Raw genomic sequence first — 25,893 nt, 5'->3', positions numbered from 1 at the left:
TTACTGTGTAATGGACTGTCAATGGGATTTAAAAACTCTTAAATTTGTTTCCATCATGTCAGTCAATTATATTTTTTAAGTAGTCAAAGTTATAAATATATCTTTTATCTGTTAACATTGCTAAGGGGGTAGATTAAGTGGGTGAAAACGATTTAGAGATTGAAATAGAAAACATAGTAGCATCCGCAACATTAGGAAGACCTATAGATTTATCAAAAATTTCTAAAGCTCTTAAAAGTGTCAATTTCAATAGAAAACAATTTCCAGGACTAGTATATAAGCTTGATAAGCCAAAAACTGCAGCATTGATATTTGGATCTGGAAAACTTGTATGCACTGGTGCAAAATCAGTTGAAGATTCAATAAAGGCTATTAAAACAACTGTTAATAAAATAAGAGAAGTTGACCCTGACATCCCTGAAGATTATGAAATAAAAATACAAAACATAGTTGCCTCTGCTAATCTTTCTAAACCATTAAATTTAGATGAGATTGCGATGACATTGGAAAATACAGAATACGAACCTGAACAATTTCCAGGGTTAGTGTATCGACTTGATAAGCCAAAGGTTGTATTGCTTTTATTTGGATCTGGAAAAGTTGTTTGTACTGGGGCAAGAGACCCGAAAGATGCAAAATTAGGTGTTAAAAAAACTAAAGAACGTTTAAAAGAGTTAAACTTGATTTAACTGGTGATAGTTTGATAAAGATGGTAATTTTTGATCTTGATAATGTTCTTTTAGATTGTGAGAGTATAGATGAAATTGCCAAACTAAAAAATTTAAAGGAAGAAATAAGTGAAATCACGAAAAAAGCGATGGAAGGAGAATTAGATTTTGAAAGTTCTATAAAGAAAAGAGTTAAACTTCTTAAAGGTATTCCAATTAAAGATATCAAATCTCTTGCAAAAAAACTTCCATTAATGAACGGGGCAAAGGAAACAATTGAAGAGTTAAAAGCTAGAGGTTGTAAAGTAGTTACAATAACTGGTGGCTTTGATATTGTAGCAGAAGAAATAAAGAAAAAATTGGGAATTGACTATGTAGTGTCTAATAAATTACATGTGAAAAATGGTGTTTTAACAGGGAAAGTAAGTGGTCCTCTAGTAAAAGGATCAAAATATGATGTTTTATGTAAACTATTAAAAAAAGAAAATATTAGTTTTGATGAATGTATCGCTGTTGGAGATGGTGCCAACGACATACCTATTTTAGAGGCTGTTAAGGTAGGAATAGCTTTTAACGCAAAACCAATAGTTAAAAAAATTGCAGACGTCGTTATTAATGAGAAAGATCTTCGTAAAATAATTCCGATTGTAGATAATGTAAATAATAAAGACTTAGAAATTTTGGAGAAAGAATTAGATAAAGTAATCGATAAAAAAACAAAATACGAAAAAAAGAAAGCTATATTAATTAAAGAGAGGAATAAATTTAATTCAAAAGCTAGAAAATATAGGAAAATTAGAAATGAATTAAATAGAAAAGTTCAGGAAAATTTAAAATTGGCATTGGATTATAGAGAAAAAAGAGATAAAATCAACGAAAAAGTAAAAAAATATAAAAATTTAAGGTCAGAGTTCATAGAAAAATCTAAGAAATTAAAATGGGATCCAATTAACAGAGAAAAAAGGAAAATTATGGCAGAAATAAAACGAATTGAAAATAAAATAGAGACTGGAGTTCTAAGTATTCAAAAGGAAAACGAGCTAATTGAAAAGGTTGGTGAATTGGGAAAAAAATTAAAAAAAATTAGAAAAAATGAAAAAATTAAAGAAGAGGCACATAAGCTCAAAAACAAGGCTAAAGAATGTCATGAAAAGGTATTAACTCTAGCAAAAAAATCACAGGAATATCATGAAAAGATGTTAAAACATTTTAAAAAAGTTGATAAATTGAGAGAAAAGGCTGATGATGCTCATAAACGATTTGTAAAATACAAAAAAGAAGCAGATAAAAAACATGAAGAAATTGAGAAAATAATGTCTAAAATAAATAAAATAAATAAAAAAATTAGGAAACTTAAGGATGAGAGAGAAAGAATTATCAAAAGTTTCCAGAACAAGAAAGAATTTATAGAGAAAAGAAGAGCCAAAAAAATCTATCAAAAATTCAAAAGAGGGAAAAAACTTACTACTGATGAGTTGCTATTGATACAAAAGCATGATATTATATAGTTACTAGTGTGGTGAAGTGACTGTTTATGACTCTCGTAAATGAAGTTATAATTTGTGAAAAACCACAAGCAGCAGAGAAGATTGCTAATTCCTTATCTTCATCAACAAAAAAGAAAAAATACAAAAATGTACCATATTGGGAAATTAAAAAAACTGACAAAAAAATATTGGTAGTACCTGCTGTAGGACACTTATATACTTTAGCACCTTCAAATAAAAAGAAAGATTATTTTTTTGATTTAGAGTGGACACCTGTTTATTTAGTTGATAAAAAACGAAAATACATTAAAAATTATATTGATGCAATAAAAAAATTGGGTAAAAAAGCAGATAGATATATACATGCCTGTGATTATGATATAGAAGGAACTTTAATAGGTTACAATGTATTAAGGTATTGTATAGGCAAAAAATCTTTAAAAAAATCACTACGAATGAAATTTTCAACCTTAACAAAGAGAGATATAAGAAAAGCATATGAAAATCTCACATCTATAGATTATGGCCAGGTTAATGGAGGAATCACAAGACATTTTCTTGATTTTTTATTTGGTGTTAACATCTCTAGGGCATTGATGAACTCTATTCAGAATTCCACAAAAAAATTCGTCAAACTATCAGCTGGCAGGGTTCAAACCCCTACTCTCTCTATATTGGTGGATAGAGAAAGAGAAATCAAAAAATTTAAACCAAAAACATATTGGGTCATCGAAGCTAAAACTAAATTCTTTACGGCAAAATTTAAAGAACAAAAAATATTTGATAAAAATAAAGCATTAAAAATTGTTAAAGAATGTAAAAATAAAAATGCTATAGTAAAATCTGTGAAAATTACTAAAAAATACAGAAATCCCCCAGTTCCTTTTGACTTAACAACCTTGCAATCAGAAGCATATAGATTGTTTGGATTTAGCCCTAGAAAAACACAATCTCTGGCTCAAAATTTATATCTTGGTGGTTACATTTCATATCCTAGAACTTCTTCTCAGAAATTACCACCAAGTATTGATTATGAGAAAATATTTGAGGGATTATCTAAAAATCCCAAGTTCGAAAGATATATAAGTAAATTATCAAAGCCATTTAAACCGTATGAAGGTAAAAAAACTGATGAAGCTCATCCGGCAATCCATCCGACAGGTGTAATGCCAAAAAATTTGAATGAAGATGAATCAAAATTATATGAGTTGATAGTTCATAGATTTATTGCAGTTTTTGCTGATAAAGCCAAAATTGCAAATTTAAGAGGAGTATTATCCATAAATGATTATGAATTTATTTTTAATAAACAAAAAATAATTAAAGAAGGTTGGATGAGTTTTTATCCTTATACAAGTGTCAAAAATGAAGAATTTCCAGAAATTAAGGAAGGGGATAAATTAAAAATTGAAAAAATCATTAAAGAGGAGAAAAAAACCAAACCACCTGCTAGGTATACTGCAGCATCTTTAATTAAAGAAATGGAAGTTAGAGGTTTAGGTACGAAATCAACTAGGGCAGAAATAATATCTGCATTGTATGACAGGAAATATATAGAAGGTAGGAAGATTAAAGTTAAACCACTTGGAATAAAAATAATTAATATCTTAAAAAAATATTGTAAGAAAATTACTAGTGAAAAACTCACAAGAGAATTTGAAAAAAAGATAAAAAGAATAATAAAAGGAGAAATTAATAAAGAAAACGTGATTACTGAAGCTAAAAATGAAGTTAAAGATATATTAAATAGTATTGAAGATAAGCAAAAAGAAATAGGGGAAGAATTATATAATGCATATAAAAAATCAAAAATTATAGGTAAATGCAAATGTGGTGGAAATTTAATAATCAGGTATTCCCAAAAATACAAAAAAAGATTTGTAGGATGTTCAAATTACCCCGCATGTAAAGTTACTTATTCACTTCCAAAAAATGCAATAATTTTGGAAAGTAAATGTAAGAGATGTGGTTTACCCTTAATATCATATGGCAACCCCAGACGTGTAGCATGCTTAAATCCTAAATGTGGTAAAAAAATAGATGAAGAAAAAATAGTTGGGAAATGCCCTAAATGTGGAAATGATTTAATAATAAAATCAGGGAGATATGGTAAATTTGTAGGTTGTAAAGGATTCCCAAAATGTAAATATGTAAGACCTATTTGAGGTGGTCATAGTGAAGAAAAAAATGCTAAACACTATTAAACAAATAGCCATCATTGCTATCCTTTTTTCATTAGCATTTTATATAAGATCAGAGGCCGTAAACATTGGAGGCGTTCCTCCAGACCAAAAAAACTTCTACAAAGATCCATCTACAGGATTACCTTACTTTAGTGAAATAGATTCATACTACAACTTACGTTTAACAACTAATTTTTTAACAAAAGGAATGTTGGGAGATACTAAAGTAAATGGTAAAGATTGGGACCTACACTCCTACTATCCACCAGGTAGACCAGTTGATTATCCACCAATGATTGTCTATGTTACCTCTTTCCTTTATAAGTTTGTTAATATCTTCAAAAAAGTTTCATTGCCTGTGGTAGCATTTTGGACAGGTGCATTTATAGGATCTCTCGTTGTAATTCCTGCATATCTATTTGTAAGAAAAATAACTAATGATTGTGGTGGTATTACAGCAGCACTCTTAGTAGCATTTGCACCTGTGTATTTTGCACACACCTTCGCTGGACTGTTCCGTACGGCTATGTTTAACGTTTTGTTCCCAATATTAATTATGTGGTTTTTTGCTGAAAGTATAGTTGCAAAAACGTTTAAACGTAGGGTTATATTTGCTGTAGCCACGGCCATATCAATAATATTATTCTCACTTTCATGGGTTGGATATGTATTCTACCTAGCAGTTATTTTTGTGGTTGCACTTGTATACTTCGGACTGAGATACTTCATAGAGAGAGAAAAGGTAGAATATGTAAGCAAGCTAGATTGGATAAAAGGACAAAGAGAGTTATTAGCATTGTTGATTGTAGCTATCATTTGTGGTGGCATATTAACGATAAGTGGTGGTCCATCAGCGATACCTAATGCATTGTCTCAGTTAGTAGGTGCAGTACAAATGCAAGCATTGACTCAAACATCTTCATATCCTAACGTATATATTTCAGTTGCTGAGTTGCAAGTTCCTCCCTTTGTAATGCCCATACCTGGAAAACCAGGGTCTGTATTTTTACCTAATCAAATGTCAGCTGTTGGTCAAATAGGAGGACTTGGGGTATTTCTATTAGGTGTTGCAGGGATAATTGCTCTCTTATGGAAAGCTGGTTCTATATATAGGAGTGAATTTTCATTGACAAAAGATTTCCTTAAAACTACTCCAAAAATTAGAGCAGGTAAAACAAGTAAATTTAAGAAAAGAAAAAGAAGAATAAGTGAAGAAGTATCAAGAGATATTCAAATAGAACATTTATTTTATGCTGTGTTATTTACAATTTGGAGTATTATGGCAGGTTATGCAGTAACGAAGGGTATAAGATTTGCTGAACCATTTTCAATACCAATGTCACTTTCTGCAGGAATTTTTGTTGGTTTTGCTGCAGATTTCGTGAAAAAACATGTTCGTGCAGAACTTACAGCCTTAACACTTGCATTTATCTGTGGTATATTAGCCGCGTCGCCATTTGCACCAACAGTCCAAATGAAATTTTTAGCTGGAATTATTTCAGCTATTTTAGTTTATATTGTAAGGAAACATTCGTTAAGATCGGTTATAATTGCACTATTGATTGTAGGAGTCGCTGCAACTCCTTCAATATATGGAGCACAACAATTTGCATCTCAGATCGTCCCATCATCAAATACAGGAATGTACAATGCAACAAAATGGATTAAAGATCATACGACACCGGGAACCGTAATTATGTCCTGGTGGGACTTTGGGCACTTTTTCACTTATGAAGCAGATAGACCTGTAACATTTGATGGTGGTTCTCAGAACACGCCTAGAGCATATTGGATAGGTAAAGCGTTGCTAACTAACAATGAAACATTATCAGCCGGAATTTTAAGAATGTTGGCAAGTAGTGGTGATAAAGCATATTTAACATTGGATAATTACACACACGACACCGCAAAAACTGTTGAAATATTAGATAAAACATTGGGTGTTCCAAAATCAGAAGCTAGAAACATAATGATAAATGAATATAAGCTTACACCTCAACAAGCAGATACTATTTTACAATATACACATCCAGACAAGAAAAGACCATTTGTACTTGTATGTAGTTCAGATATGATACCCAAAGCAGCATGGTGGTCATATTTCGGAAGCTGGAACTTTGAAACAAAAAATGGTACTCATTATTTCTACCACATCTCACAACAAGTGTCTCCACCACAGAAAGAAAAGGATAAAACCGTGATATACACAATAAACGAAGTAATGCAAAATCAGATGATATGTACAAAAATTGAGAAAAAAGCTAATGAAATAAATGCAACAATTCTCATGGGTACAAAAGGTAATTTAAATGAAGTTAAACCACATAAGTTAGTAATAATTGAAGGAAATCGTGTTGTAAAGAATGAAATAGTTGATAAAGATAGTAATTACGGATTAGTCGTAATTGGCCAAGGAGGATCATATGTAACAATAGTTATGGATAAACAACTTGAAGATTCAGTCTTTACAAAATTATTCATACTTGGAGGTTTTAACCAGACAACATTTAAGTATCTACATTCAGAACCAGGAGTTTCAATATGGACTGCTCAGTGATAGAATGGATATAGAAAAAATGATAAAAGAACTAGAAGAAGAAATAAGAAGAACGCCCTATAATAAGGCGACTGCTCGACACATTGGAAGATTAAAGGCAAGAATTGCAAAATTAAGAGAAGAAGCCTCAAAAAAATCTGGGAAATCTAAAGGTAAAGGTTTTTTAATTAAAAAAACTGGTGATGCAACAGTTGTTTTAGTAGGATTTCCATCAGTTGGAAAATCTACATTATTGAATAAACTTACTAATGCCGAATCAAAAGTTGGGAATTATCAATTTACAACACTCAACATAGTTCCAGGAATGCTTGAATACAAAGGTGCAAAAATACAGATATTTGATATTCCAGGTATAATCAAAGGTGCTTCAGAAGGTAAAGGAAGAGGTAGAGAAGTACTTTCATCAGTTAGAGCCGCAGATTTAATTGTTGTAGTAATGGATGTGTTTAATTTAGATTACGACACTATTATAAATGAACTAAGGAATGTAGATATTAGACCTGGAGAAAAACCTCCTGATATACGCATCAAAAAGAAAGAAAGAGGCGGAATCAATATTTATTCAACAAATAAAGTTGATGAAGAAGTTGTCAGATCTATTTTACGTGAATATAATATCTACAGTGCTGATGTAATTATAAGAGAGAAGTTTGATGTAGATAGATTCATAGATGCAATAGCCGGAAATAGAACATACATACCTGTTTTAAAAGTTGTGAACAAAATAGATTTGGTGAATAAAGAATATCTTAAACATGTTAAATCTAAATTTCCAGATGCTATCCTAGTTTCAGCAAAAAATAATTTAAATATTGATAAACTCAAAGAAGAAATATTTAAAAATTTAAATCTTATACGTATCTACACAAAAAAACCTGGTAAGGACCCAAATTATAAAGAACCTTTAATTATGAGAAAGGGATGTACTATCGAAGATGTTTGTAAAAAATTACATAAAAGCTTTTTAGAGGATTTCAGATATGCAAGGGTATGGGGAAAATCTGCAAAATTCAATGGTCAGAAAGTAGGATTAGAACATGTTCTTGAGGATGGAGATATTGTTCAGATAATAAAAAAGGTGTAATTTATGGTGTTAAACGAAGTTACAATTTCTAAGGCTATTATAAGTAAATATATGGAAGAATTAATTGATAACACTAATCTAGATGTTGCAATTGCTGGTGGAGGACCTTCAGGGATAACAGCAGGTTATTATCTTGCTAAAGAAGGTTTCAAAGTAGCATTATTTGAAAAAAGAGTTTCTATAGGTGGCGGTGCATGGGGCGGCGGAATGATGTTTAATAAAATAGTAGTACAAGAAGAAGGTAAGAAAATATTAGATGAATTTGATGTAAACACTGAAAGATATGAAAATAATTATTATGTTGCAGATGCTATAGAGATGATAACAACGCTAGCTTCAAAGGCATGCAAATCAGGGCTCAAAATTTTTAATTTAATAAACATAGAGGACATTGTTATAAAAAATAAAAAAATTTCTGGAATAGTTGTTAATTGGACTGCAGCAGAAATGGCTAAAATTCATGTTGACCCACTTGTTATAAAATCTAAATTTGTAATAGATGCTACAGGACATGATTGTGAAGTTGTAAAGGCTGTAGAAAAAAAATTAGGTCCTGTATTAAATACAGAAACTGGTAGGATAGTTGGAGAAAAACCAATGTGGGCAGAAAAAGGTGAAAAAGCAGTCATAAAAAATACGGGTGAAGTATATCCTAACCTATATGTTGCCGGGATGGCTGCTAATTCTGTCTATGGATCTTATAGAATGGGACCGATTTTTGGTGGAATGTTACTATCAGGAAAAAAAGTTGCAGAATTAATTAGAGAAAGATTATTATGAAAATATTTTTGACAGGTACTCCAGGAGTTGGAAAGACAACTGTATCAAAACTCTTAGCAAAGAAATTATCTGCTAAAGTTATAAATATAAATGAATTAGTGAAAGAAAAAAGTTTGTATATAGGTTTAGATGAAAAAAGGAACAGCGTAATTGTGGACTTAAAAAAATTATGTAAAGAAATAAATAAAATAGCTTCAGATAAAAATATATGGATTGTCGAAGGCCATCTTTCTCATCTTTGTCATTCAGCTGACTTTGTAATTGTGTTAAGATTACATCCATCACATCTAAAAAAAAGATTGGAAAAAAGAGGATACAATAAATCCAAAATAATGGAAAATGTTGAAGCTGAAGCCCTTGGAGTTTGTACTCATGAGGCATTATCAATTCATGGATATAAAGTTCATGAAATTGATACAACTAATTTATTACCCAATGATGTTTGTAATTTAATAGTTGAGATAATTAATGGAAAGAAAATTTTTAAACCAGGTAAAATAGATTTTTTAGAGGATTTTGTTAGAGAAAAATTCAAGAATTCAAATGAGTACTAAGAGGTTCTAGTTTGAGAAGACCTAGATGGATGATCAGAATAGCATTAGAAAGAATCAATATTTTATTTAATCTCGCTGAAAGAGAATTTCATAAGCACCCAGAGAGATCTCATAGATATGTAGAAATAGCAAGAAATATAGCAATGAAATACAATATTAGAATACCTAGAATTTGGAAAAGAAGATTTTGCAAAAAATGCTATAAATTTTTAAAACCAGGTTATAATAGTAGGATAAGAGTTTCAGGAGGAAAAGTGAAAATTAAATGTCTTGAATGTGGGCATATAATGAGGTATCCATATATTAAAGAAAAAAAAAGAAAAAAGGAGAATGAAACTTGAAAGTTATAAAAAGAAAAAAAGAGTTAATGCGTAAATCACTTACAGCAGTGACTGTAAATATAGGGAAACGCGGAATTACAAATAATCTAATAAATGAAATTAAAAGGCAATTAAAGGCAAAAAAGGTGATTAAAATAAGATTTGCTAAAACTATATCTACAAGAAAAAATGAATATTTAGAAGAGATAATCAGAAAAACTGGTGCTTCATTAGTAGACTTGAGAGGTAATACGGCAGTATTATTTAAAAACAAAAACTAGGAGGTTGCAAATGACAACAGTTTATGATGTGCCTGCAGATTTACTTATAGAGGAAGTTGCAAAAGAATTAAAGAAAAAATCCGAAATAAAACCACCTGAATGGGCTAAGTTTGTAAAAACAGGTGTACACAAAGAGCGTCGTCCTGATAATCCTGATTGGTGGTACATAAGATTGGCATCTTTACTTAGACGCATATATTTGGATGGACCTGTAGGTGTTAATCGTTTAAGAACTTGGTATGGTGGAAGAAAGGATAGAGGTGCCAGGCCTGAGAGATTTAGGAGAGGCAGCGGAGCAATTGTAAGAAAAGGACTACAACAATTAGAAAAACTTGGATTTGTAGAAAAAACCGATGAAGGAAGGATTATCACACCTGAAGGTAGATCTTTCCTAGATAAATTATCACATAAAATCAAGAAAAAGATTCCTGAGCTTAGTAAATATTAAATTTATAAAAGGAGATGATATATTGACAGATATTGAAGAAATAAGACGTAGAAAATTGTTAGAATTACAACGTAAAGCAATGGCTGAAGAAAGGGAACAAGTATCAGAGGCTCAAAAGGAACAAATTCGAAGACAATTTGAGATTCAGAAGAGACATATATTGAGGAGAATATTAACACCACAAGCTAGAAGCAGATTAGCAAACTTAAGATTAGCAAGGCCTGAACTTGTAGAACAGTTAGAACTTCAGCTAATTCAGCTAGCTAGTGCAGGTCAGCTTCGTTCAAGAATAACTGATAAACAATTAAAAGAATTGTTAAGGAAGATTAGCAGTAAGAGAAGAAGAATAAGAATTAAAAGGATGTAGTGATGAAAGCATGTGTTTTATTCAGTGGTGGAAAAGATAGTTCATTAATGGCTACGATTCTCGATAGATTAGGTATGGATGTTGAACTTGTAACAGTTAATTTTGGAATTTATGATTCATGGAAAGCTGCTGCTGAATCTGCAAAGGCTTTAGACTTTGAACATAAAGTATTAAAATTAAATAAAAAAATCATTATTAAAGCTGTAGAAAAAATACTTGAGGATGGATTTCCAAATAATGGCATAAATTATTTACATAAAAAAGTTGTTGAAAAAGTTGCTAAAAAGTACCCTGTTGTTGCAGATGGTACAAGAAGGGATGATAGGGTCCCCAAATTAAATATCGATGAAATAAGAAGTCTTGAAGATAAAAATGATATAGAATATATAACTTTAAGAGGTATGGGGCATAAAACCATAAATAGGTTATCTGCCCGGTTGTTTAAATTAAGGAAAATAGATAGTAAACTTATGAAAACTTCAGATTATGAAGTGGAGATAAGATATCTAATAAAAAAAATAGGAGAAAAACCTGAATCATATTTTCCACCATCTCATTATCAAACACAAGTTATAGGCTGGAAGTGATAGCATGAGTAGAAACAAACATTTAGCAAAAAAAATAAGGTTATCTAAAGCCATGAGACAGAATAGACGTGTACCTGCGTGGGTAATGTTAAAAACAGGCAGAAGGAACATTAGAAATCCAAAAGAAAGACATTGGAGAAGAAATAAACTTAAAGTATAGGTGAGGATTATGGAGAGAGTTTATACAATACCTTTAAGAAAGGTAAAGAATGTACCACGGACCATCAGGGCACCAAGAGCAATTAGATTTATAAGAGAATTTATGAAGAGACATATGAAAGCAGAAGAAGTTAAAATAGATCGTTCCGTAAATGAAAAAGTCTGGGAAAGAGGAATTCAGAAAATACCTCCCAAAATAAAAGTTAAAGCCGTTAAAGATGAAGACGGCGTTGTTAAAGTTTCTTTGGCGGATTAAAACATGATAAAAAGAATTGAAATATCTGAAGGAAGCTTTATAGGCGCATACGTTTCAGTGACTGAAGACATAGCCTTAGTATCTACACACTTACCAAAATCTGTGAAAAGAGACATAAAAGAAGTTTTGGATGTAGAAGTATTTGAAATTACTATTGCTGGTAGTGAATTGGTTGGAGTATTATCAGTAGGTAATTCTAATGGCATATTAGTCCCAAACAATATAATGGATCAAGAAATGAAAATTTTAGAGGATATAGGTGTTAATGTAGGTATAGTTGAAGACAAACACACCGCTCTTGGAAATCTTATATTATCTAATGATTATGGTGCAATTATAAGTCCTTTATTTTCTCCAGAAGCTGTGAACACGATCAAAGACACATTAGACGTCAATGTCAAAGATCTGTTGTTAGGAACTTATACTATTGTAGGTTCAGTAGGAATTGCTACTAATAAAGGTGCATTATTACATCCTGATGTTAAAGAAAAAGAATTGGAGACAGTTGAAAAAGTTTTAAAAGTTCCAGCTGATCTTGGAACCGTCAATCATGGCATGATTTTTATAGGGTCATGCATGATTGCCAACTCTAAAGGAGTACTTGTTAGTAAGGAAACGACTGGACCTGAACTTGCAAGAATAGAGGAAGCATTAGGACTTATTGAGGGATGATTATGGATACAAAAACTTATAAAGTTCGTGGGAAATTTAAAATGGGTGAAGAAATGCAGCCATTTACAAAAGAAGTAAGAGCTCTCAGTAAAAAAGAAGTCTATGAAAAAATTTATTCTGAATTTGGTGGAAGACATGGAGTATCACGGCGTGAAATAATTATAGAAAAAATAGAGAAGATAAAGGATCCTGATGACATAGAAGATCCAGTGATCAGACAATTAGTTGAGAGGGTGATCTGATTGAAAGATAAAGAAAAATTAGAGGAAATATTGGCAGAACTTAAAGTATATCAAGAACAATCTGAAATTATAAAGCAACAAATAGATACTATCCGTAGTACTATAGCTGAGTTAGACATGTTAGATGAAACATTAGATGCTATAGATGGGAAAGAAGGCGCAGAAATATTTGTACCAATAGGTGCTGGATCATTTGCATTAGCAGAGTTAAAAGATACAAAAAATGTAATAATGAGTGTTGGTGCTGGAATAGCAATAAAAAAAAGTATTAAAGATGCTAAATCTACGTTAAAAAAACGAAGAAAAGAACTAGAAAAAAGTGTTGAAAGATTATCAAAAGATTTACAAAAAATCAATGAAGAAATATCAAAATTGTCTCCACAAGCACAAGAGTTATTAAAAAAGGTAAGAGGAAGTGAATAATTGTTTGAATCCTTAAAAAATAAATTAAATAAGGCTGTAAAAAAAATAACTAAATCTGTATCAAAAAAGGAAATTGAAAAGGGTAAAGTAGAGGAAAATAAATCAGGTATTTTTTCTTTTATAAAGGAGAAGACAATTTCTGAAGATGATATAGAAGACGTTTTGTGGGAGTTGCAACTAGAATTATTAGAGGGAGATGTAGCATTAGAAGTAGCTGAAAAAATAACAGAGTCTGTTAAAAAAGAATTAGTTGGTAAAAAAGTTAAAAGAAGCACTGATATTGATAAATACACAAGAAATGCTTTAAAAAATGCAATACTTGAGATCTTAAAAACAGATAGCAACGTTGAGGATTTATTAAAAATAAAGAAAAAACCATTTGTCATATTGTTTGTTGGTGTGAATGGAACAGGTAAAACAACTACTATTGCTAAACTAGCTAAATATTTCATGGAAAAAGGATTGGTACCTGTTATAGCAGCCGCAGATACATTTAGAGCTGGTGCAATTGAACAAATAACCAAACATGGAGAAAAACTTGGAGTAAAAGTTATAAAACACAAAAAAGGGTCAGACCCTGCAGCAGTGGCATATGACGCTGTAAATCATGCAAAATCTAAAAATAAAGATGTTGTGCTTATTGACACTGCTGGAAGAATGCAGACAAACATGAATCTAATGGAAGAAATGGCAAAAATAAAAAGGGTTGTAAATCCTGATTTTATAATTTTTGTTGGAGATGCACTTACAGGCAATGATGCCGTAGAACAAGCAAAAATGTTTGATGAAAAGATAGGCATTGATGGTGTAATTCTTACAAAAGCTGATGCAGACACCAGAGGCGGTGCTGCAATATCTATAAGTTATGTTATAGGCAAACCAATACTATTCTTAGGTATAGGTCAAAATTATGATGATTTAATCGAATTTAAACCAGAATGGGTAGTTAAACAATTATTCACTTAAAAACTTAATAAGTGTTGTACATAAATATCCACCATCCTCTACAAAACCTTCAACAATTTTTTCATTTTTCATGCTACAATTCACGACAGATATTATCTTTTTCTTTCTAGGATCTTCTTCAACAATTTTTTTCAATAAATTACCGTGCCGGGATGTTTTCATCACTACAACAGTATCAACATAACCTATAATTTTTTTTATTTTTTTATTTACATTTGGTAATATAAGCAAAGTTTCATCTTTTTCAGCTAATGGAAGGCATGCACTAGCAGCACAACTTGTAAATGAACATATACCTGGTATCATTTCCACTTGAAATTTTTTCTTAATTCTCCTACATATGTAAGTGAAAGTACTATAAAGAGATGGATCACCAATAGTTACAAATGCAACATCTTTACCTTCAGAAAGATGTTCAGAAATAATTTCCGCTGCATGATCCCAATATTTTTTTAGATTTTCTTTATTTTCAATCATAGGAAATACAGGTTCTATGACTTCATATTTGTCATTACGTTTTTTTAATATATTTTTAATTATTTTTAATGCAATACTTGGCCTATGAGGTGAAGATCTTGGAGCACATATTACTGGAACAGACTTAATTATTTTAACTGCTTTAACTGTCATGAGTTCTGGATCTCCTGGTCCCACACCTACTCCTATAAATTTTCCTTTCATTTATATCCACCCAAGATTTTTAAATATAAAATAAACAAAAAATTTTAACCATAGGACAAAATTTGTGTGTAACTATGATATCATTTATATGTTATGATGCAAGGCCTATACAAGTACTTAAAGAAATTTTCAAAGAAGAAAAGATAGATGGGTTAGTATTAACAGACAGAGAATGCGTTGACAAAATTAACACAATAAAAAAATCTGAAGTAATTTTTGTTTTTACTTCTAGTTTGCCGGATGAATGTATAAATGTTTTAAAAAATATAGATGCAAAAATTATTTCTTATCCATTAGAAGAATTAAACAACGTGGATAAAGAAGTGTTAATCAAGGCCAGAAAATACTATATTTATGGTGGCAAAGAAAATTTGAGAAACCTTGTTAAATTTCTCATAAATTTAAGTGGTAAAGAAATAAAATATGATGAGCCAAAGAAAACATTAATCTCTGGAATCTATCATCCAGAGTTAGGAGTTACGACATCTAAAAAGAAATATTTAGAAAAATACGTGGAAAAATATGGTAAAAGACCACTTGTTGGAATTATCTTTTGGAGAAATGAATGGTTATATGATGATCTAACGCAAATAAACATGCTTATTAAATATTTGGAAAATGAAGGATTGGGAGTAATACCTATCTTTACATATACAAAGGACCCTGTAACTGGCATTGGCATGGAAAAAATGGAAGTTATTAAAAAATTTTTATTTGAGAAAAATAGACCCATAGTTGATGCAATAATATCACTAATTTCTTTTGGTATTAAAGATTTTGATGTAAAGAAATTAAATGTTCCAATATTTTCACCACTAAGGTCTTGGTATCAAAGTATTGAAGAATGGAAAAACGAAAATGGTGTAGATTATTTAACACAGGTATATGGTGTTATCCTTCCAGAAACAAAAGGAGCTATTGAACCTATTTTTATTGGTGGAAGAAAGAATAAAGGACAAGGATATGAGCCCAATATTAAATATTTTGTTAAGAAGGTAAAAAATTGGATAAAGTTGAGGAAAAAACCAAGAAAAGATATAAAGATAGCCATAGTATTAATAAGTCCTCCATGCAAAGGTTTAGAGGGAAATATTGGAGTTGGAATGGGATTAGATGTTCCTGAGAGTGTAGTTAAAGTTTTAAGACATCTAAAAAAGAATGGATATAAAGTCAAAAATATTCCTGAAAATGGAGAAGAATTAATTAAAATGGTTTTAAATAAGCGGGCTATAAGTGAATTCAGATGGACAAGTGTTGAAGATATTGTTAGTAATGGTGGAGCTGTGGATTTTGTCGGTAAAGAATACATTAATTGGTTTAAAGAACTTCCAAAGCAACTAAGGAAGAAAATAATAAAAAATTGGGGAAGTCCTGATGAAGTACTTAAAAATAACAAAGGAGGAATGATCTACAACAATAAATTTGTTATTCCAGGTATAAAGTTTGGCAATGTGTTGCTTACTACACAGCCAAAATTTGGTTGTGAAGGCTCAAAATGTGATGGAAAAACATGCAAAATTTTACATGACCCCAATATTGTTCCACCACATCATTGGTGGGCTTTTTACAAATGGATATCAAAGAATTATGACATTTTAATTCACTTTGGAACTCATGGATCATTAGAATTTCGACCAGGTAAAGGTGTAGGTCTTTCTCCTGCTTGTGTTCCTGAGGCAAGTATTGGCGAAATTCCACATGTGTATGTTTACATAGTGTCTAATCCTATGGAAGGAGTAATAGCCAAAAGAAGAAGTTATGCTACTATAGTAGATCATTTACACCCGCCTATGAAATATTCTGAAAACTTAGAGGAACTTGATTCTTTGATCAAACAATATGTTAAGGCTAGAAATTTAGGTGACAAGAAAAGAAAAAGGATTATTTATGAAAATATATTAGATAAAGCAAAGAAAGAAAATATCAAAATAAAAAGCAAAGAAGAAAAGAAAGTTATTGAAGAATTACATGAATATCTTGAATTTATTAGAAACTCAGAAATTAATGTTGGATTACATATATTTGCGACTCCTCCTGAAGATCCAAAAATTCTCAGTGAATATGTTTTTACAGCTATGTCACATGATACTTCTCTTACCACATCTATAAATAAAGTATTATTAGAATCTTTAGGTTTTGATTATAATAACATCATTAATAAACCATTAGATTTTACAAATGGTGTTATGAACAAAGAAATTTCAGAGAAAGTTTGTGATATAGGTAAAAAATTACTGAAAGACATTATATCAAACAAAAAAATTGAAATTGTGAAAAAATTTAAAGAAGAAGGTTTTCAAGTTAAAAATGAAAAGAAAATTAGAAATTTATTGAATAAAGCTGCTGACTTATCTAATAGAATCAAAAAATGTAAAAAAGAAATTAAAGGACTTATAAAAGCATTGAATTTTGAATTTGTTGAACCAGGACCTTCAGGATCTTTGGCACGCGGTAAATATGAAATAATACCTACAGGCAGAAATTTCTATGCGGTAGATCCTACAGAAATTCCAACAAAAGCTGCATGGAAAATTGGCGTTAAAACAGCTGAAAAATTATTGAAATTTTATAAAAACAAATATGGAAAGTTCCCTGAAACTGTTGGTCAGGTTCTATGGAGTATAGATGGATATAAAGCCGATGGAGAACAGCTATCTCAAATATTATATTTATTGGGTGTAAAACCTAAATGGAAAAATGATAAAGTTGTTGGAGTTGAGGTAATACCTCTAAATAAATTGAAGAGACCAAGAATTGATGTTTTAGTGAGGATAAGTGGTATAACACGTGATACACTGCCAAATTACATAGAAATAATTGATGAAGCCGTGAAAAAGGTTATTAAAGCCAAAGAACCTCTTCATAAAAACTATGTTAAAAAACATTATATAGAAAATTTAAAGGAACTTTCAAGAATGGGTGTAAAAAGAGCTAAAGAATTTGCAAAATATAGAATATTTTCAACCCCGCCAGGAGCATATGGAGCTGGCGTAAATTATGCTGTTGAATCATCAGCCTGGAAAAACAAGGAAGAACTTGGAAAAATATGGATTAAATGGAGTGATCATGCCTATTCAAAAGATAGATTTGGTGTTAAAGCTCCAGAATCATTGACACTTAATTTAAGAAAAGTTGATGTAATAACAAGGAATCATGTAAGTGATGAACATGAGTTAACAAATTGCTGTGGATATTTCGCATTCCAGGGAGGATTTAAAGCAGCTGTAGATACATTGAGAGGAAAGAAAACAGAAACATTACAAGTTGATACGCGCGATATTTCAAACATAAAGGTTATCAATGTGAAAAAAGAAATAGAAAGAATAGTGAGGAGTAAATTATTGAATGATGAGTGGATCAAAAACATGAAAAAGCATGGGTATAGAGGAGCAAATGAATTTTCAAAAAAGATTCTTCATCTTTATGGCTGGCAGTCAACAACTGGATTAGTTGATGACTGGGTATTTGACAACATATTTAAAAAATATTCCAAAATGAAAGAATGGTTTAAAAAACATAATCCTTACGCATTAGAGGAGATTACAAGGAGATTATTAGAGGCTTATGAAAGAAAGTTGTGGAAAGCCGATAAAAAAACAATTAGAAGTTTAAAACATCTATATATGGAAATTGAAAGCACATTAGAAGATGAAGTTGGAAAAGGAGAAATACAAGGTGGAATAATTAATATTTATTCTATTAATGATGTTGATAATTGGAAGAATAATATGAAAAAGGTGGAAAAAGTATGGAATATTGTGAAAGGCAATTAAGTTTCCCATTTTCCGCTGTTGTTGGTCAAGAAGAAGCTAAGACAGCTCTTTTATGTGTTGCTGTAAATCCGTTGATAGGTGGTGTTTTACTAAAAGGTGATAAGGGAACAGGTAAATCTACGCTAGTTAGATCATTAACAAACATACTACCTGAGATTGAAGTAGTTGCAGATTGTGAATTTAGATGCAACCCAAACAATCCGTTTGAGATGTGTGATGATTGTTACGAACGCTTTTCATCCAATGAAAAATTACCGGTAGAAAAAAGAAAAATGAGCTTTGTTAACTTACCACTAAGTATAACTATAGATAGACTGATAGGTACTATAGACGTTACAAAGTTTTTAAAGGAAGGTAAGAAAGCTTTAAATCCTGGATTAATGGCGGAAGCAAATAGAGGTGTTCTATATATAGATGAAGTCAATTTACTTGATGATTATATTGCAGACTCTCTTTTAGATGCAGCTGCAATGGGATGGAACACAATAGAGAGGGAAGGAATTTCATTTAGACATCCTGCAAGATTTATATTAGTAGGAAGCATGAACCCAGAGGAAGGAGAATTAAGACCACAAATATTAGATAGATTTGGTCTGTGTGTTGAAATATCTGCACCTATGAATCCAGAGGAGAGAATTGAAATTGTTAGAAGGACTGAAGAATTCCAAAAAGATCCTGTAGAATTTTATGAAAAATACAAAAAAGAGGAAGAAGAGCTAACAAAAAAAATTGTCAAAGCAAGAGAATTATTACCAAAAGTTAAAGTTGATGAAGATCTTTTAGAATTACTTGCAGAAACAATAATTAAATTAGGAATAAAAACAAATAGGGCTGAGATAGCAACTATAAAGACAGCTAAGTCAATTTCTGCTCTTGACGGCAGAAAAAAAGTTTCTATGGAAGACATTGAAAAAGCAATGGAACTAACATTAAAACACAGACTAAAAGATAAGCCTTTCCAAAGAAGAAAAGAAGGTGGGAAATCTTTACCTAAGACAAAATTTTTTCGAAGCAGGATAAGAAGTAGTAAAAAACAGAAATTGAATAGAAGTTCTGATCGTGAAGATTTCGGTAGTAGGAGGTTTGATGACACTTTTTTTCCACCTCTAAAGACAGAAGTTCCAGAGATAGATTCTAAAAAAAAGATAAAATTCAGTGGTTCTGCGCATAGGTCTTCAAGAGACATTACAATGACAACTATAAATCAGCCAAAAGGGATACCAGTAGCTCATATACCCTTATCCTCAAATAAAGATGAATCTGCAAATGACATTGACTTATATAATTCCATAATACATGCAATGCTTAGGGAAAGAAAACTTCCAGTTAAATTTGAAAAAGATGATATCAGAATAAGAGTTAGACGTGTGAAGGCCCCTACCCTTTGGGTAATTATATTGGATTCTAGTGGAAGCATGGCTGTAAAGAAAAGAATAAGAATTGCTAAAGGTATTGCAGAAAAACTCATTGAAGATGGATACACAAAAAGATCTAAAATGGCATTTATACTCGCCAAAGGCTTTAAATCAGAAATAGTAGTACCTCCTACAAAAAATTATTGGCAAATTGTAGATGAAATTGAACGAGCCCCCACTGGTGGTAGAACACCATTATCTTCCGCATTACAACAACTTATTTCATTATCTAAAAGAGAAAAGATGAAAGAAGAATCATTAAAAGTAAAAGCATTTATGATAACAGATGGTAGAGCAAATGTTCCACTGACAGATGACATTGAAAAAGAAATGGTAAACTTAGCAAAAAACATTAAAAAAGAAGGTATTGAACTTTACATCTATGATACAAGCGTCTCAGGAATATATTTAGGAGTATCATGTATACCTATTTTAAAAGAGATATGTAATGCAAAAGTACAAAAAGTTTAATTCTCCAAAAAAGAAGTAAAATTTATATTACATTGGAACATAAGAAATGTAATGGTAATTGGTGAATATCTTCTTTTCATGACCTAAAAATTAAAAAATTCATAGTGCCCTGATAGTGTAGCCTGGATATCACGCGGGACTGCGGATCCCGTTACCCGGGTTCAAATCCCGGTCAGGGCACTGACCCTCTTTTCAATTTTTGGTGTTAGGCAGTATGTACTATTTTTATTATATCGCCGTTTTTTAATTTGTAATCATTTGAAATTTTTATTCCCTTTCTAGCATCGATAGCAAAACGAAAATTTTCTCCAATTTCTTCATGTATTTTATAAGCCAAATCAACTGGTGTAGATCCTTTTGGAAGCAAAATTGCATCTGGTAATACATTTCCTTGTGAATCACTCATTTTATTTTCATTTTCTACAGGATAAACAACTATCATCTTAAGAATTTCAAATACAGCTTTATTCAAAGCCTTTTGTACACCTGTACTTCCATATTTTTCTAATATATTCTTTTTGATATAGTTAAGTGCTGAAATTTGTTTTTTATTGAGTTTATCTTTATTTATTATTTTAAAATTGGAACTTCCCGGTGTATATTTTATAAGTCCTGCTTTAGCTGCTTTTCTAAGTGCTAATTCTGCTTCTGCTGAGGCAGGCACTACTCTTGAATATTTATTTTTAATTTTTTTTATGTTTTTTTCTGCGGTTGGGATATCTATCTTGTTGGCAACAATTAACATTGGTTTACAAATGTTTATCAAATATTTTAAAAACTTTAAAAGTTCTTCTTTTCCCCACTTATCAAATCTTGAGCCTACCATATTTTTGGCTTTAACAATGCCTTCAATAGATACTCCAATGCCAGAAAGTTGATCATACACAACTTCTTCAAATTTTAAATTCTCCAACAAAATTTTCCTAACAAGTTTATTCCAATTTTTACCTATAATTCCATAAACCCACATCAATATTTCTTTTTCAAGAAATTTTATATCTTCGAGAGGATCTTGAGTACCTGGTTCTACAATTTTACCTTCTTCATCTGTAGATCCAGATGCATCCACTATATGTATAAACATGTCTGCTTGTCTAAGGTCATCTAAAAATTTGTTACCTAGCCCGCGTCCTTTATATGCTCCAGGAACTAAGCCTGCAACATCGATCAATTCGATAGGTATGTATCTAATACCATTTTTGCATTTAGAATTTCTCGGATTACATTTTAAACCTAATTCCTTGCATGGGCATTGTGTAGTTACATATGCCACAGCACGATTTGGATCAATTGTTGTAAATGGGTATGAAGCCACTTCTACATCTGACAATGTAGCTGCACTGAAAAATGTAGATTTTCCTACATTAGGTTTCCCTGTTACAGCTATTTGTATCATTTTTTGACCTCCTGAAAAAGTTTAAGTAAAATAATTTCAATATTCAAAAAATTTTGTGTTTGAAGATAAAAATATAACATTAAAAATTTTGTTGGGGATAAAAATGCTTTATATTGTAGGAATTGGCCCAGGTTCAAAAGATTTTTTAACACCTATAGCTGAAGAAATTGCAAATACGGTTGATATATTAGTTGGTAGTAAAAGAGCATTAGATTTGTTTCCACAGGCAACAAGAAAAATTGTATTAAATGCCAAAAACATGAATAAAATGTTGGAATATTCTGTAAAACTAGCTCGTAATAATGATGTCTGTATATTATCAACTGGAGATCCTGGATTTTCAGGAGTTTTAAAGCCTGTTAAAAAATTATTGTCTAAATATAAAAATGTAGAACTGGAAGTTATTCCTGGTATAAGTTCTATACAGTTATGCGCTGCTAAACTCAAAATGCCATGGGATAATGTAAATCTATTAACTCTTCATGGAAGAAAAGATTATAAAAAGCTTCTTAAATTTTTAAACGATGACAAACCAATCATGGTTTTGCCCTCTAAAGACGTAAATGATTTAGCCAAATTTTTGTTGAATAATGGAATTAGTGGAGATAAAGAGATAATAATATGTGAGCGTCTTAGCTATCCAGATGAAAAAATTACGAAAATATCATTAAAAGAGGCTGCAGAAAGGAAATTTTCATATATGTGCGTTGTTGTGATAAATTACTCTGAATAGATTTAATGCTCCGGCCGGGATTTGAACCCGGGTCCTCAGCTCGAGAGGCTGAGATGCTTGGCCGGACTACACCACCGGAGCTTATTGACATCACTATTATTATTATTTAAAAAAATGTATATAAGTTTTTTTAAATTCTTTATTTTTATACTGAAAAAAATAAATAATTGAATTGAATCTATTAATTAAAATCCCTAAAAAATATGGGGGAACTACAGTTGGATAGACCTATTATCGTGTTAAATTTTAAAACATACAAAGAATCTACAGGAGAAAATGCCCTAAAACTAGCAAAAAAATGCGAACAAGTATCTGAGGAATATGGAGTAAAAATAATAGTTGCTCCACAACATATGGACCTAAGATATGTTTCAGAAAATGTTAACATTCCAGTAATAGCACAACATATTGATCCAATAGATGCTGGTGGACACACAGGCAGTGTCTTATTAGAATGTGCAAAAGAAGCAGGTGCTAAAGGTTCGTTGGTAAATCATTCAGAGAAAAGAATGAAATTGGCTGACATATCAAAAGTTGTAAAAAAATTATCAGAAAATGATATGATAAGCATTGTTTGTACAAATAATGTTGAAACTAGTGCAGCTGCAGCTGCATTATCTCCTGATTTTGTAGCAGTTGAACCTCCCGAATTAATAGGATCAGGCATCCCAGTGTCAAAAGCAAAACCAGAAGTTGTTGAAAACACAGTAGAAGCTGTTAAAACTGTGAACCCGGATGTTAGAGTGCTATGTGGTGCAGGAATATCGTCTGGTGAAGATGTAAAAAAGGCAGTAGAATTAGGAACCGAAGGTGTACTTTTAGCTTCTGGTGTAATTCTTGCAAAGGATCAAAAGAAAGCTTTAGAGGAACTTATAACTGAAATGTAGGAGGATGTATTTTTGTTCAAATTCTATACGATGGATGATTTTGATTATTCTGGGAGCAGAGTGCTTGTAAGAGTAGACATTAATTCTCCAGTAGATCCTCATACTGGACGTATACTTGATGATACGAGAATGAGACTACATTCAAAAACACTCAAAGAACTAGTAGATGAAAATGCAAAGGTAGCTATTTTAGCACATCAAAGTAGGCCAGGAAAAAGAGATTTCACAACAATGGAAGAGCATAGTAAAGTATTATCCAATATATTAGATATGCCTGTTACATATGTTGAGGATATATTTGGTTGTGCTGCACGAGAATCAATAAGAAATATGGAAAATGGAGATATCATCCTTTTAGAAAATGTACGTTTTTATTCAGAAGAAGTTTTAAAAAGAGATCCCAAAGTTCAGGCAGAAACACACCTTGTAAGAAAATTATCAAGTGTTGTTGATTATTATATAAATGATGCTTTTGCAGCTGCTCATAGATCACAACCATCATTAGTTGGATTTCCGCTTAAACTACCTTCTGCTGCAGGAAGATTAATGGAAAGAGAAGTTAAAACATTGTATAAAATAATTAAAAACGTTGAAAAGCCATGTGTTTATATTCTTGGAGGTGTTAAAATTGATGATTCAATAATGATAATGAAAAATATTTTAAAAAATGGTTCTGCTGATTATATTCTAACATCTGGTTTGGTGGCAAATGTATTTTTAGAGGCTTCTGGGATAGATATTAAAGAAAAGAACAGAAAAATATTGTATAGAAAAAATTATAAAAAATTTATAAAAATGGCAAAAAAACTTAAAGATAAATATGGGGAGAAGATACTTACCCCTGTTGATGTTGCCATAAATAAAAATGGAAAGAGAATTGATGTACCTATTGATGATATTCCTAACTTTCCAATATATGATATAGGCATGGAAACTATAAAAATATATGCAGAAAAAATAAGAGAGGCAAAAACAATTTTTGCTAATGGACCAGCGGGTGTTTTCGAAGAACAACAATTTAGTATAGGAACTGAAGATTTGTTAAATGCAATAGCATCATCCAACGCATTTTCAGTTATAGCAGGAGGTCATTTAGCAGCGGCTGCAGAAAAAATGGGTATTTCAAATAAAATAAATCATATTAGTAGTGGAGGCGGGGCTTGTATAGCATTTCTTTCTGGCGAAGAGCTCCCTGCAATTAAAGTTCTTGAAGAAGCTAGAAAAAGGAGCGATAAATATATATAGAACTTTTAGTAAAAAAGGAAAGGGGTGAAAAACATGCGCTCTAAAGCGTTAATTTTTATTCTTTGCATATTTGTAGTTGGCGCAATTGGTGCAGGATATTTCCTACAGGGACATAAATCACAAGTGGCTGTAGCAAAAAATAGTATGAATCAAAATAATATTACAAAAACAGAAAAAATTCAAAATACAACATCAAAAGATACTAACGCTAATAAAACTCATGTATCAACAGAAGATGCAAAAAATATAGCAAGTAAATACATAGAGGAACCTGGAGCATCCCCAGGATCTCCAAAAATTGTTTACATTGATGGAAAACCAGTTTATGTTGTTCCAGTGATCAAAAATGGAAAACAAGTTGGTGAAATATACATAGATGTAAAAACAGGTAAAAACCTTGGAGGAGCAGGCGGCGCTCCCTAGATTTTTTTGTTTATTATTTTTACTAGATTGAAAAAAGTTAAAAAATATATAAAATATAAAGTAAAGAAATAAAGAAAAATAATATAGATTACTAGATTATTACTATTTTGGAGGATATCTTTATGAATATTATTACTATAGCATGGGAGTTAGGAATTATATCTGTTCTTTTAATATTTGGTGCAAAAATAGGGTTAGCAATAGGATTTGCTGGGTTAAGACGTCGATATGCAGCAGGTATAATAATTGGTTATGGAGTAGGTCTTTATTTATTAATTTGGATTCTAGGGAAAGCAATAGGGAACATATATCCAACACTTAACAAATACATAGTTTATATAACTCTTCTGATGGCTGCAATTTTAATAGCAGCAGGCATTCATACATTACATGAATGGAAACAGAAAAAGAAAAATACCGCGCAGATGACATGTTTAGCAATGGTAGCACCATGTCCATGTTGTTTTGGTGCAGTATTAGCTGCAATAATATTAGCAGCTCCAATGGTGGGTGTTTCATCTTTACTATTAGGAAAGTATTCTGCAATACTTTTATCCGTGTTTATAGCAGTGTTTTATTTGTTTTCAAAAGTAATTGTAGATGCTTTGAATAAACCATATCCCATAATCTTAGGGAATTTTATGTTATTTGTTGGACTTTATTTCTTGATTGCAACTATTTTGATTCCGAATATTAGTGCCTTAGCAAGTAGTAAATTCTCTCCAGTAAATGTTCCTGCACCACATATTTTATTAAGTACTGCATTAGCACTCTTTGCCCTACTAATAGTGGGAGGGTATTATTACAAGAAAAAAAGCGTTTTTGTGAGGTGATA

27 protein-coding genes and 2 tRNA genes are annotated in these 25,893 nt (G+C 31.1%); 26 read left to right on the top strand and 3 right to left on the bottom strand.

Translation table 11 applies throughout. The features are described 5' to 3' along the window. The first annotated feature begins 137 nt into the window (after window positions 1-137). The 18 genes from ACZ5LY_RS06260 to ftsY are packed head-to-tail and all read left to right on the top strand — an operon-like array spanning window position 138 to window position 14,034. Window positions 138-689 (top strand): TATA-box-binding protein, encoded by a 552-nt coding sequence (locus tag ACZ5LY_RS06260; RefSeq protein ID WP_013413261.1) that lies wholly within the window; start codon window positions 138-140, stop codon window positions 687-689. A gap of 20 nt (window positions 690-709) precedes the next feature. Beyond that, a complete protein-coding gene (serB, locus tag ACZ5LY_RS06255; RefSeq protein ID WP_464578010.1) occupies window positions 710-2,176 on the top strand; it encodes a phosphoserine phosphatase SerB in 1,467 nt (488 codons plus the stop codon). A gap of 26 nt (window positions 2,177-2,202) precedes the next feature. Next, window positions 2,203-4,320, top strand: coding sequence for a DNA topoisomerase I (topA, locus tag ACZ5LY_RS06250; RefSeq protein WP_464577449.1), 2,118 nt, complete (start codon window positions 2,203-2,205; stop codon window positions 4,318-4,320). A 10-nt stretch (window positions 4,321-4,330) separates the two neighbouring features. Continuing rightward, entirely contained in the window at window positions 4,331-6,895 is a 2,565-nt protein-coding gene (locus ACZ5LY_RS06245) for an STT3 domain-containing protein (RefSeq protein WP_464577447.1), read from the top strand. Between the two features lie 4 nt (window positions 6,896-6,899). Continuing rightward, window positions 6,900-7,979, top strand: coding sequence for an OBG GTPase family GTP-binding protein (locus ACZ5LY_RS06240; RefSeq protein ID WP_048060532.1), 1,080 nt, complete (start codon window positions 6,900-6,902; stop codon window positions 7,977-7,979). 3 nt (window positions 7,980-7,982) lie between these two features. Beyond that, entirely contained in the window at window positions 7,983-8,759 is a 777-nt protein-coding gene (locus ACZ5LY_RS06235) for a sulfide-dependent adenosine diphosphate thiazole synthase (RefSeq protein ID WP_013413256.1), read from the top strand. Further along, window positions 8,756-9,313 (top strand): adenylate kinase family protein, encoded by a 558-nt coding sequence (locus ACZ5LY_RS06230; protein ID WP_013413255.1) that lies wholly within the window; start codon window positions 8,756-8,758, stop codon window positions 9,311-9,313. Before ACZ5LY_RS06235 ends, ACZ5LY_RS06230 begins: the two co-directional genes overlap by 4 nt. Before the next feature lie 11 nt (window positions 9,314-9,324). Continuing rightward, on the top strand, window positions 9,325-9,654 hold the full coding sequence (locus ACZ5LY_RS06225; protein ID WP_464577444.1) for a ribonuclease P protein component 4: 330 nt from the start codon (window positions 9,325-9,327) through the stop codon (window positions 9,652-9,654). Then, the gene (locus ACZ5LY_RS06220; RefSeq protein WP_013413253.1) at window positions 9,651-9,914 is read left to right on the top strand and encodes a YhbY family RNA-binding protein; all 264 of its coding nucleotides are present in this window, start codon (window positions 9,651-9,653) and stop codon (window positions 9,912-9,914) included. Before ACZ5LY_RS06225 ends, ACZ5LY_RS06220 begins: the two co-directional genes overlap by 4 nt. A gap of 10 nt (window positions 9,915-9,924) precedes the next feature. Continuing rightward, a complete protein-coding gene (locus ACZ5LY_RS06215) occupies window positions 9,925-10,362 on the top strand; it encodes a 30S ribosomal protein S19e (protein ID WP_013413252.1) in 438 nt (145 codons plus the stop codon). A 22-nt stretch (window positions 10,363-10,384) separates the two neighbouring features. Continuing rightward, a complete protein-coding gene (locus ACZ5LY_RS06210) occupies window positions 10,385-10,729 on the top strand; it encodes a DNA-binding protein (RefSeq protein ID WP_013413251.1) in 345 nt (114 codons plus the stop codon). Window positions 10,730-10,731: 2 nt separating this feature from the next. Continuing rightward, window positions 10,732-11,316, top strand: coding sequence for a DUF7411 family protein (locus ACZ5LY_RS06205; RefSeq protein ID WP_013413250.1), 585 nt, complete (start codon window positions 10,732-10,734; stop codon window positions 11,314-11,316). A gap of 4 nt (window positions 11,317-11,320) precedes the next feature. Beyond that, window positions 11,321-11,476 carry a 50S ribosomal protein L39e gene (locus ACZ5LY_RS06200; RefSeq protein WP_013413249.1) on the top strand — a complete coding sequence of 52 codons (156 nt, stop codon included), beginning with the start codon at window positions 11,321-11,323 and terminating at the stop codon, window positions 11,474-11,476. A gap of 9 nt (window positions 11,477-11,485) precedes the next feature. After that, a complete protein-coding gene (locus ACZ5LY_RS06195) occupies window positions 11,486-11,731 on the top strand; it encodes a 50S ribosomal protein L31e (protein WP_013413248.1) in 246 nt (81 codons plus the stop codon). A gap of 3 nt (window positions 11,732-11,734) precedes the next feature. After that, window positions 11,735-12,403 carry a translation initiation factor IF-6 gene (locus ACZ5LY_RS06190; RefSeq protein ID WP_013413247.1) on the top strand — a complete coding sequence of 223 codons (669 nt, stop codon included), beginning with the start codon at window positions 11,735-11,737 and terminating at the stop codon, window positions 12,401-12,403. Between the two features lie 2 nt (window positions 12,404-12,405). After that, window positions 12,406-12,645 (top strand): 50S ribosomal protein L18Ae, encoded by a 240-nt coding sequence (rpl18a, locus tag ACZ5LY_RS06185; protein WP_013413246.1) that lies wholly within the window; start codon window positions 12,406-12,408, stop codon window positions 12,643-12,645. After that, complete coding sequence (gene pfdA / locus ACZ5LY_RS06180) at window positions 12,646-13,068, top strand: prefoldin subunit alpha (protein WP_013413245.1); 423 nt, start codon at window positions 12,646-12,648, stop codon at window positions 13,066-13,068. Further along, window positions 13,069-14,034, top strand: a complete 966-nt coding sequence (gene ftsY, locus ACZ5LY_RS06175; protein WP_013413244.1) for a signal recognition particle-docking protein FtsY — start codon at window positions 13,069-13,071, stop codon at window positions 14,032-14,034. On the opposite strand, the gene cobI is transcribed toward ftsY, so the two are convergent. Further along, the gene (gene cobI / locus ACZ5LY_RS06170; RefSeq protein ID WP_013413243.1) at window positions 14,023-14,715 is read right to left on the bottom strand and encodes a precorrin-2 C(20)-methyltransferase; all 693 of its coding nucleotides are present in this window, start codon (window positions 14,713-14,715) and stop codon (window positions 14,023-14,025) included. The two genes, ftsY and cobI, sit on opposite strands and share 12 nt — an antisense overlap. Before the next feature lie 74 nt (window positions 14,716-14,789). Here cobI and ACZ5LY_RS06165 point away from each other — a divergent pair, with 74 nt between their 5' ends. From ACZ5LY_RS06165 to ACZ5LY_RS06155, 3 genes are all read left to right on the top strand, one after another. Continuing rightward, window positions 14,790-18,488 (top strand): cobaltochelatase subunit CobN, encoded by a 3,699-nt coding sequence (locus ACZ5LY_RS06165; RefSeq protein WP_464577437.1) that lies wholly within the window; start codon window positions 14,790-14,792, stop codon window positions 18,486-18,488. Further along, a complete protein-coding gene (locus tag ACZ5LY_RS06160; protein ID WP_464577435.1) occupies window positions 18,464-20,374 on the top strand; it encodes an ATP-binding protein in 1,911 nt (636 codons plus the stop codon). Before ACZ5LY_RS06165 ends, ACZ5LY_RS06160 begins: the two co-directional genes overlap by 25 nt. A gap of 106 nt (window positions 20,375-20,480) precedes the next feature. Then, window positions 20,481-20,554 (top strand) — tRNA-Arg (locus ACZ5LY_RS06155). A 25-nt stretch (window positions 20,555-20,579) separates the two neighbouring features. Here the strand turns inward: ACZ5LY_RS06155 and ACZ5LY_RS06150 are convergent. Beyond that, window positions 20,580-21,770 carry a redox-regulated ATPase YchF gene (locus ACZ5LY_RS06150; protein WP_013413240.1) on the bottom strand — a complete coding sequence of 397 codons (1,191 nt, stop codon included), beginning with the start codon at window positions 21,768-21,770 and terminating at the stop codon, window positions 20,580-20,582. 103 nt (window positions 21,771-21,873) lie between these two features. On the opposite strand from ACZ5LY_RS06150, the gene cbiE reads away from it, so the two are divergent. Then, window positions 21,874-22,503: a precorrin-6y C5,15-methyltransferase (decarboxylating) subunit CbiE gene (gene cbiE, locus ACZ5LY_RS06145; RefSeq protein WP_013413239.1), complete on the top strand. Its 630-nt coding sequence runs from the start codon at window positions 21,874-21,876 to the stop codon at window positions 22,501-22,503. A 6-nt stretch (window positions 22,504-22,509) separates the two neighbouring features. Here cbiE and ACZ5LY_RS06140 read toward each other — a convergent pair. Next, window positions 22,510-22,584: transfer RNA gene (locus tag ACZ5LY_RS06140), tRNA-Glu, on the bottom strand. A 137-nt stretch (window positions 22,585-22,721) separates the two neighbouring features. On the opposite strand from ACZ5LY_RS06140, the gene tpiA reads away from it, so the two are divergent. The 4 genes from tpiA to ACZ5LY_RS06120 all read left to right on the top strand — a co-directional run bounded on the left by tpiA (window position 22,722) and on the right by ACZ5LY_RS06120 (window position 25,891). Continuing rightward, on the top strand, window positions 22,722-23,390 hold the full coding sequence (gene tpiA / locus ACZ5LY_RS06135) for a triose-phosphate isomerase (RefSeq protein WP_013413238.1): 669 nt from the start codon (window positions 22,722-22,724) through the stop codon (window positions 23,388-23,390). Between the two features lie 30 nt (window positions 23,391-23,420). Further along, window positions 23,421-24,635 carry a phosphoglycerate kinase gene (locus ACZ5LY_RS06130; RefSeq protein ID WP_048060529.1) on the top strand — a complete coding sequence of 405 codons (1,215 nt, stop codon included), beginning with the start codon at window positions 23,421-23,423 and terminating at the stop codon, window positions 24,633-24,635. Window positions 24,636-24,668: 33 nt separating this feature from the next. Continuing rightward, entirely contained in the window at window positions 24,669-25,058 is a 390-nt protein-coding gene (locus ACZ5LY_RS06125; protein WP_464577432.1) for a PepSY domain-containing protein, read from the top strand. 122 nt (window positions 25,059-25,180) lie between these two features. After that, complete coding sequence (locus ACZ5LY_RS06120) at window positions 25,181-25,891, top strand: DUF2162 domain-containing protein (protein ID WP_013413235.1); 711 nt, start codon at window positions 25,181-25,183, stop codon at window positions 25,889-25,891. Window positions 25,892-25,893 lie beyond the last annotated feature (2 nt).

The sequence above is a fragment of the Methanothermus sociabilis genome, assembly GCF_055392295.1.
This window is presented reverse-complemented; position numbering and strand designations above follow the sequence as displayed.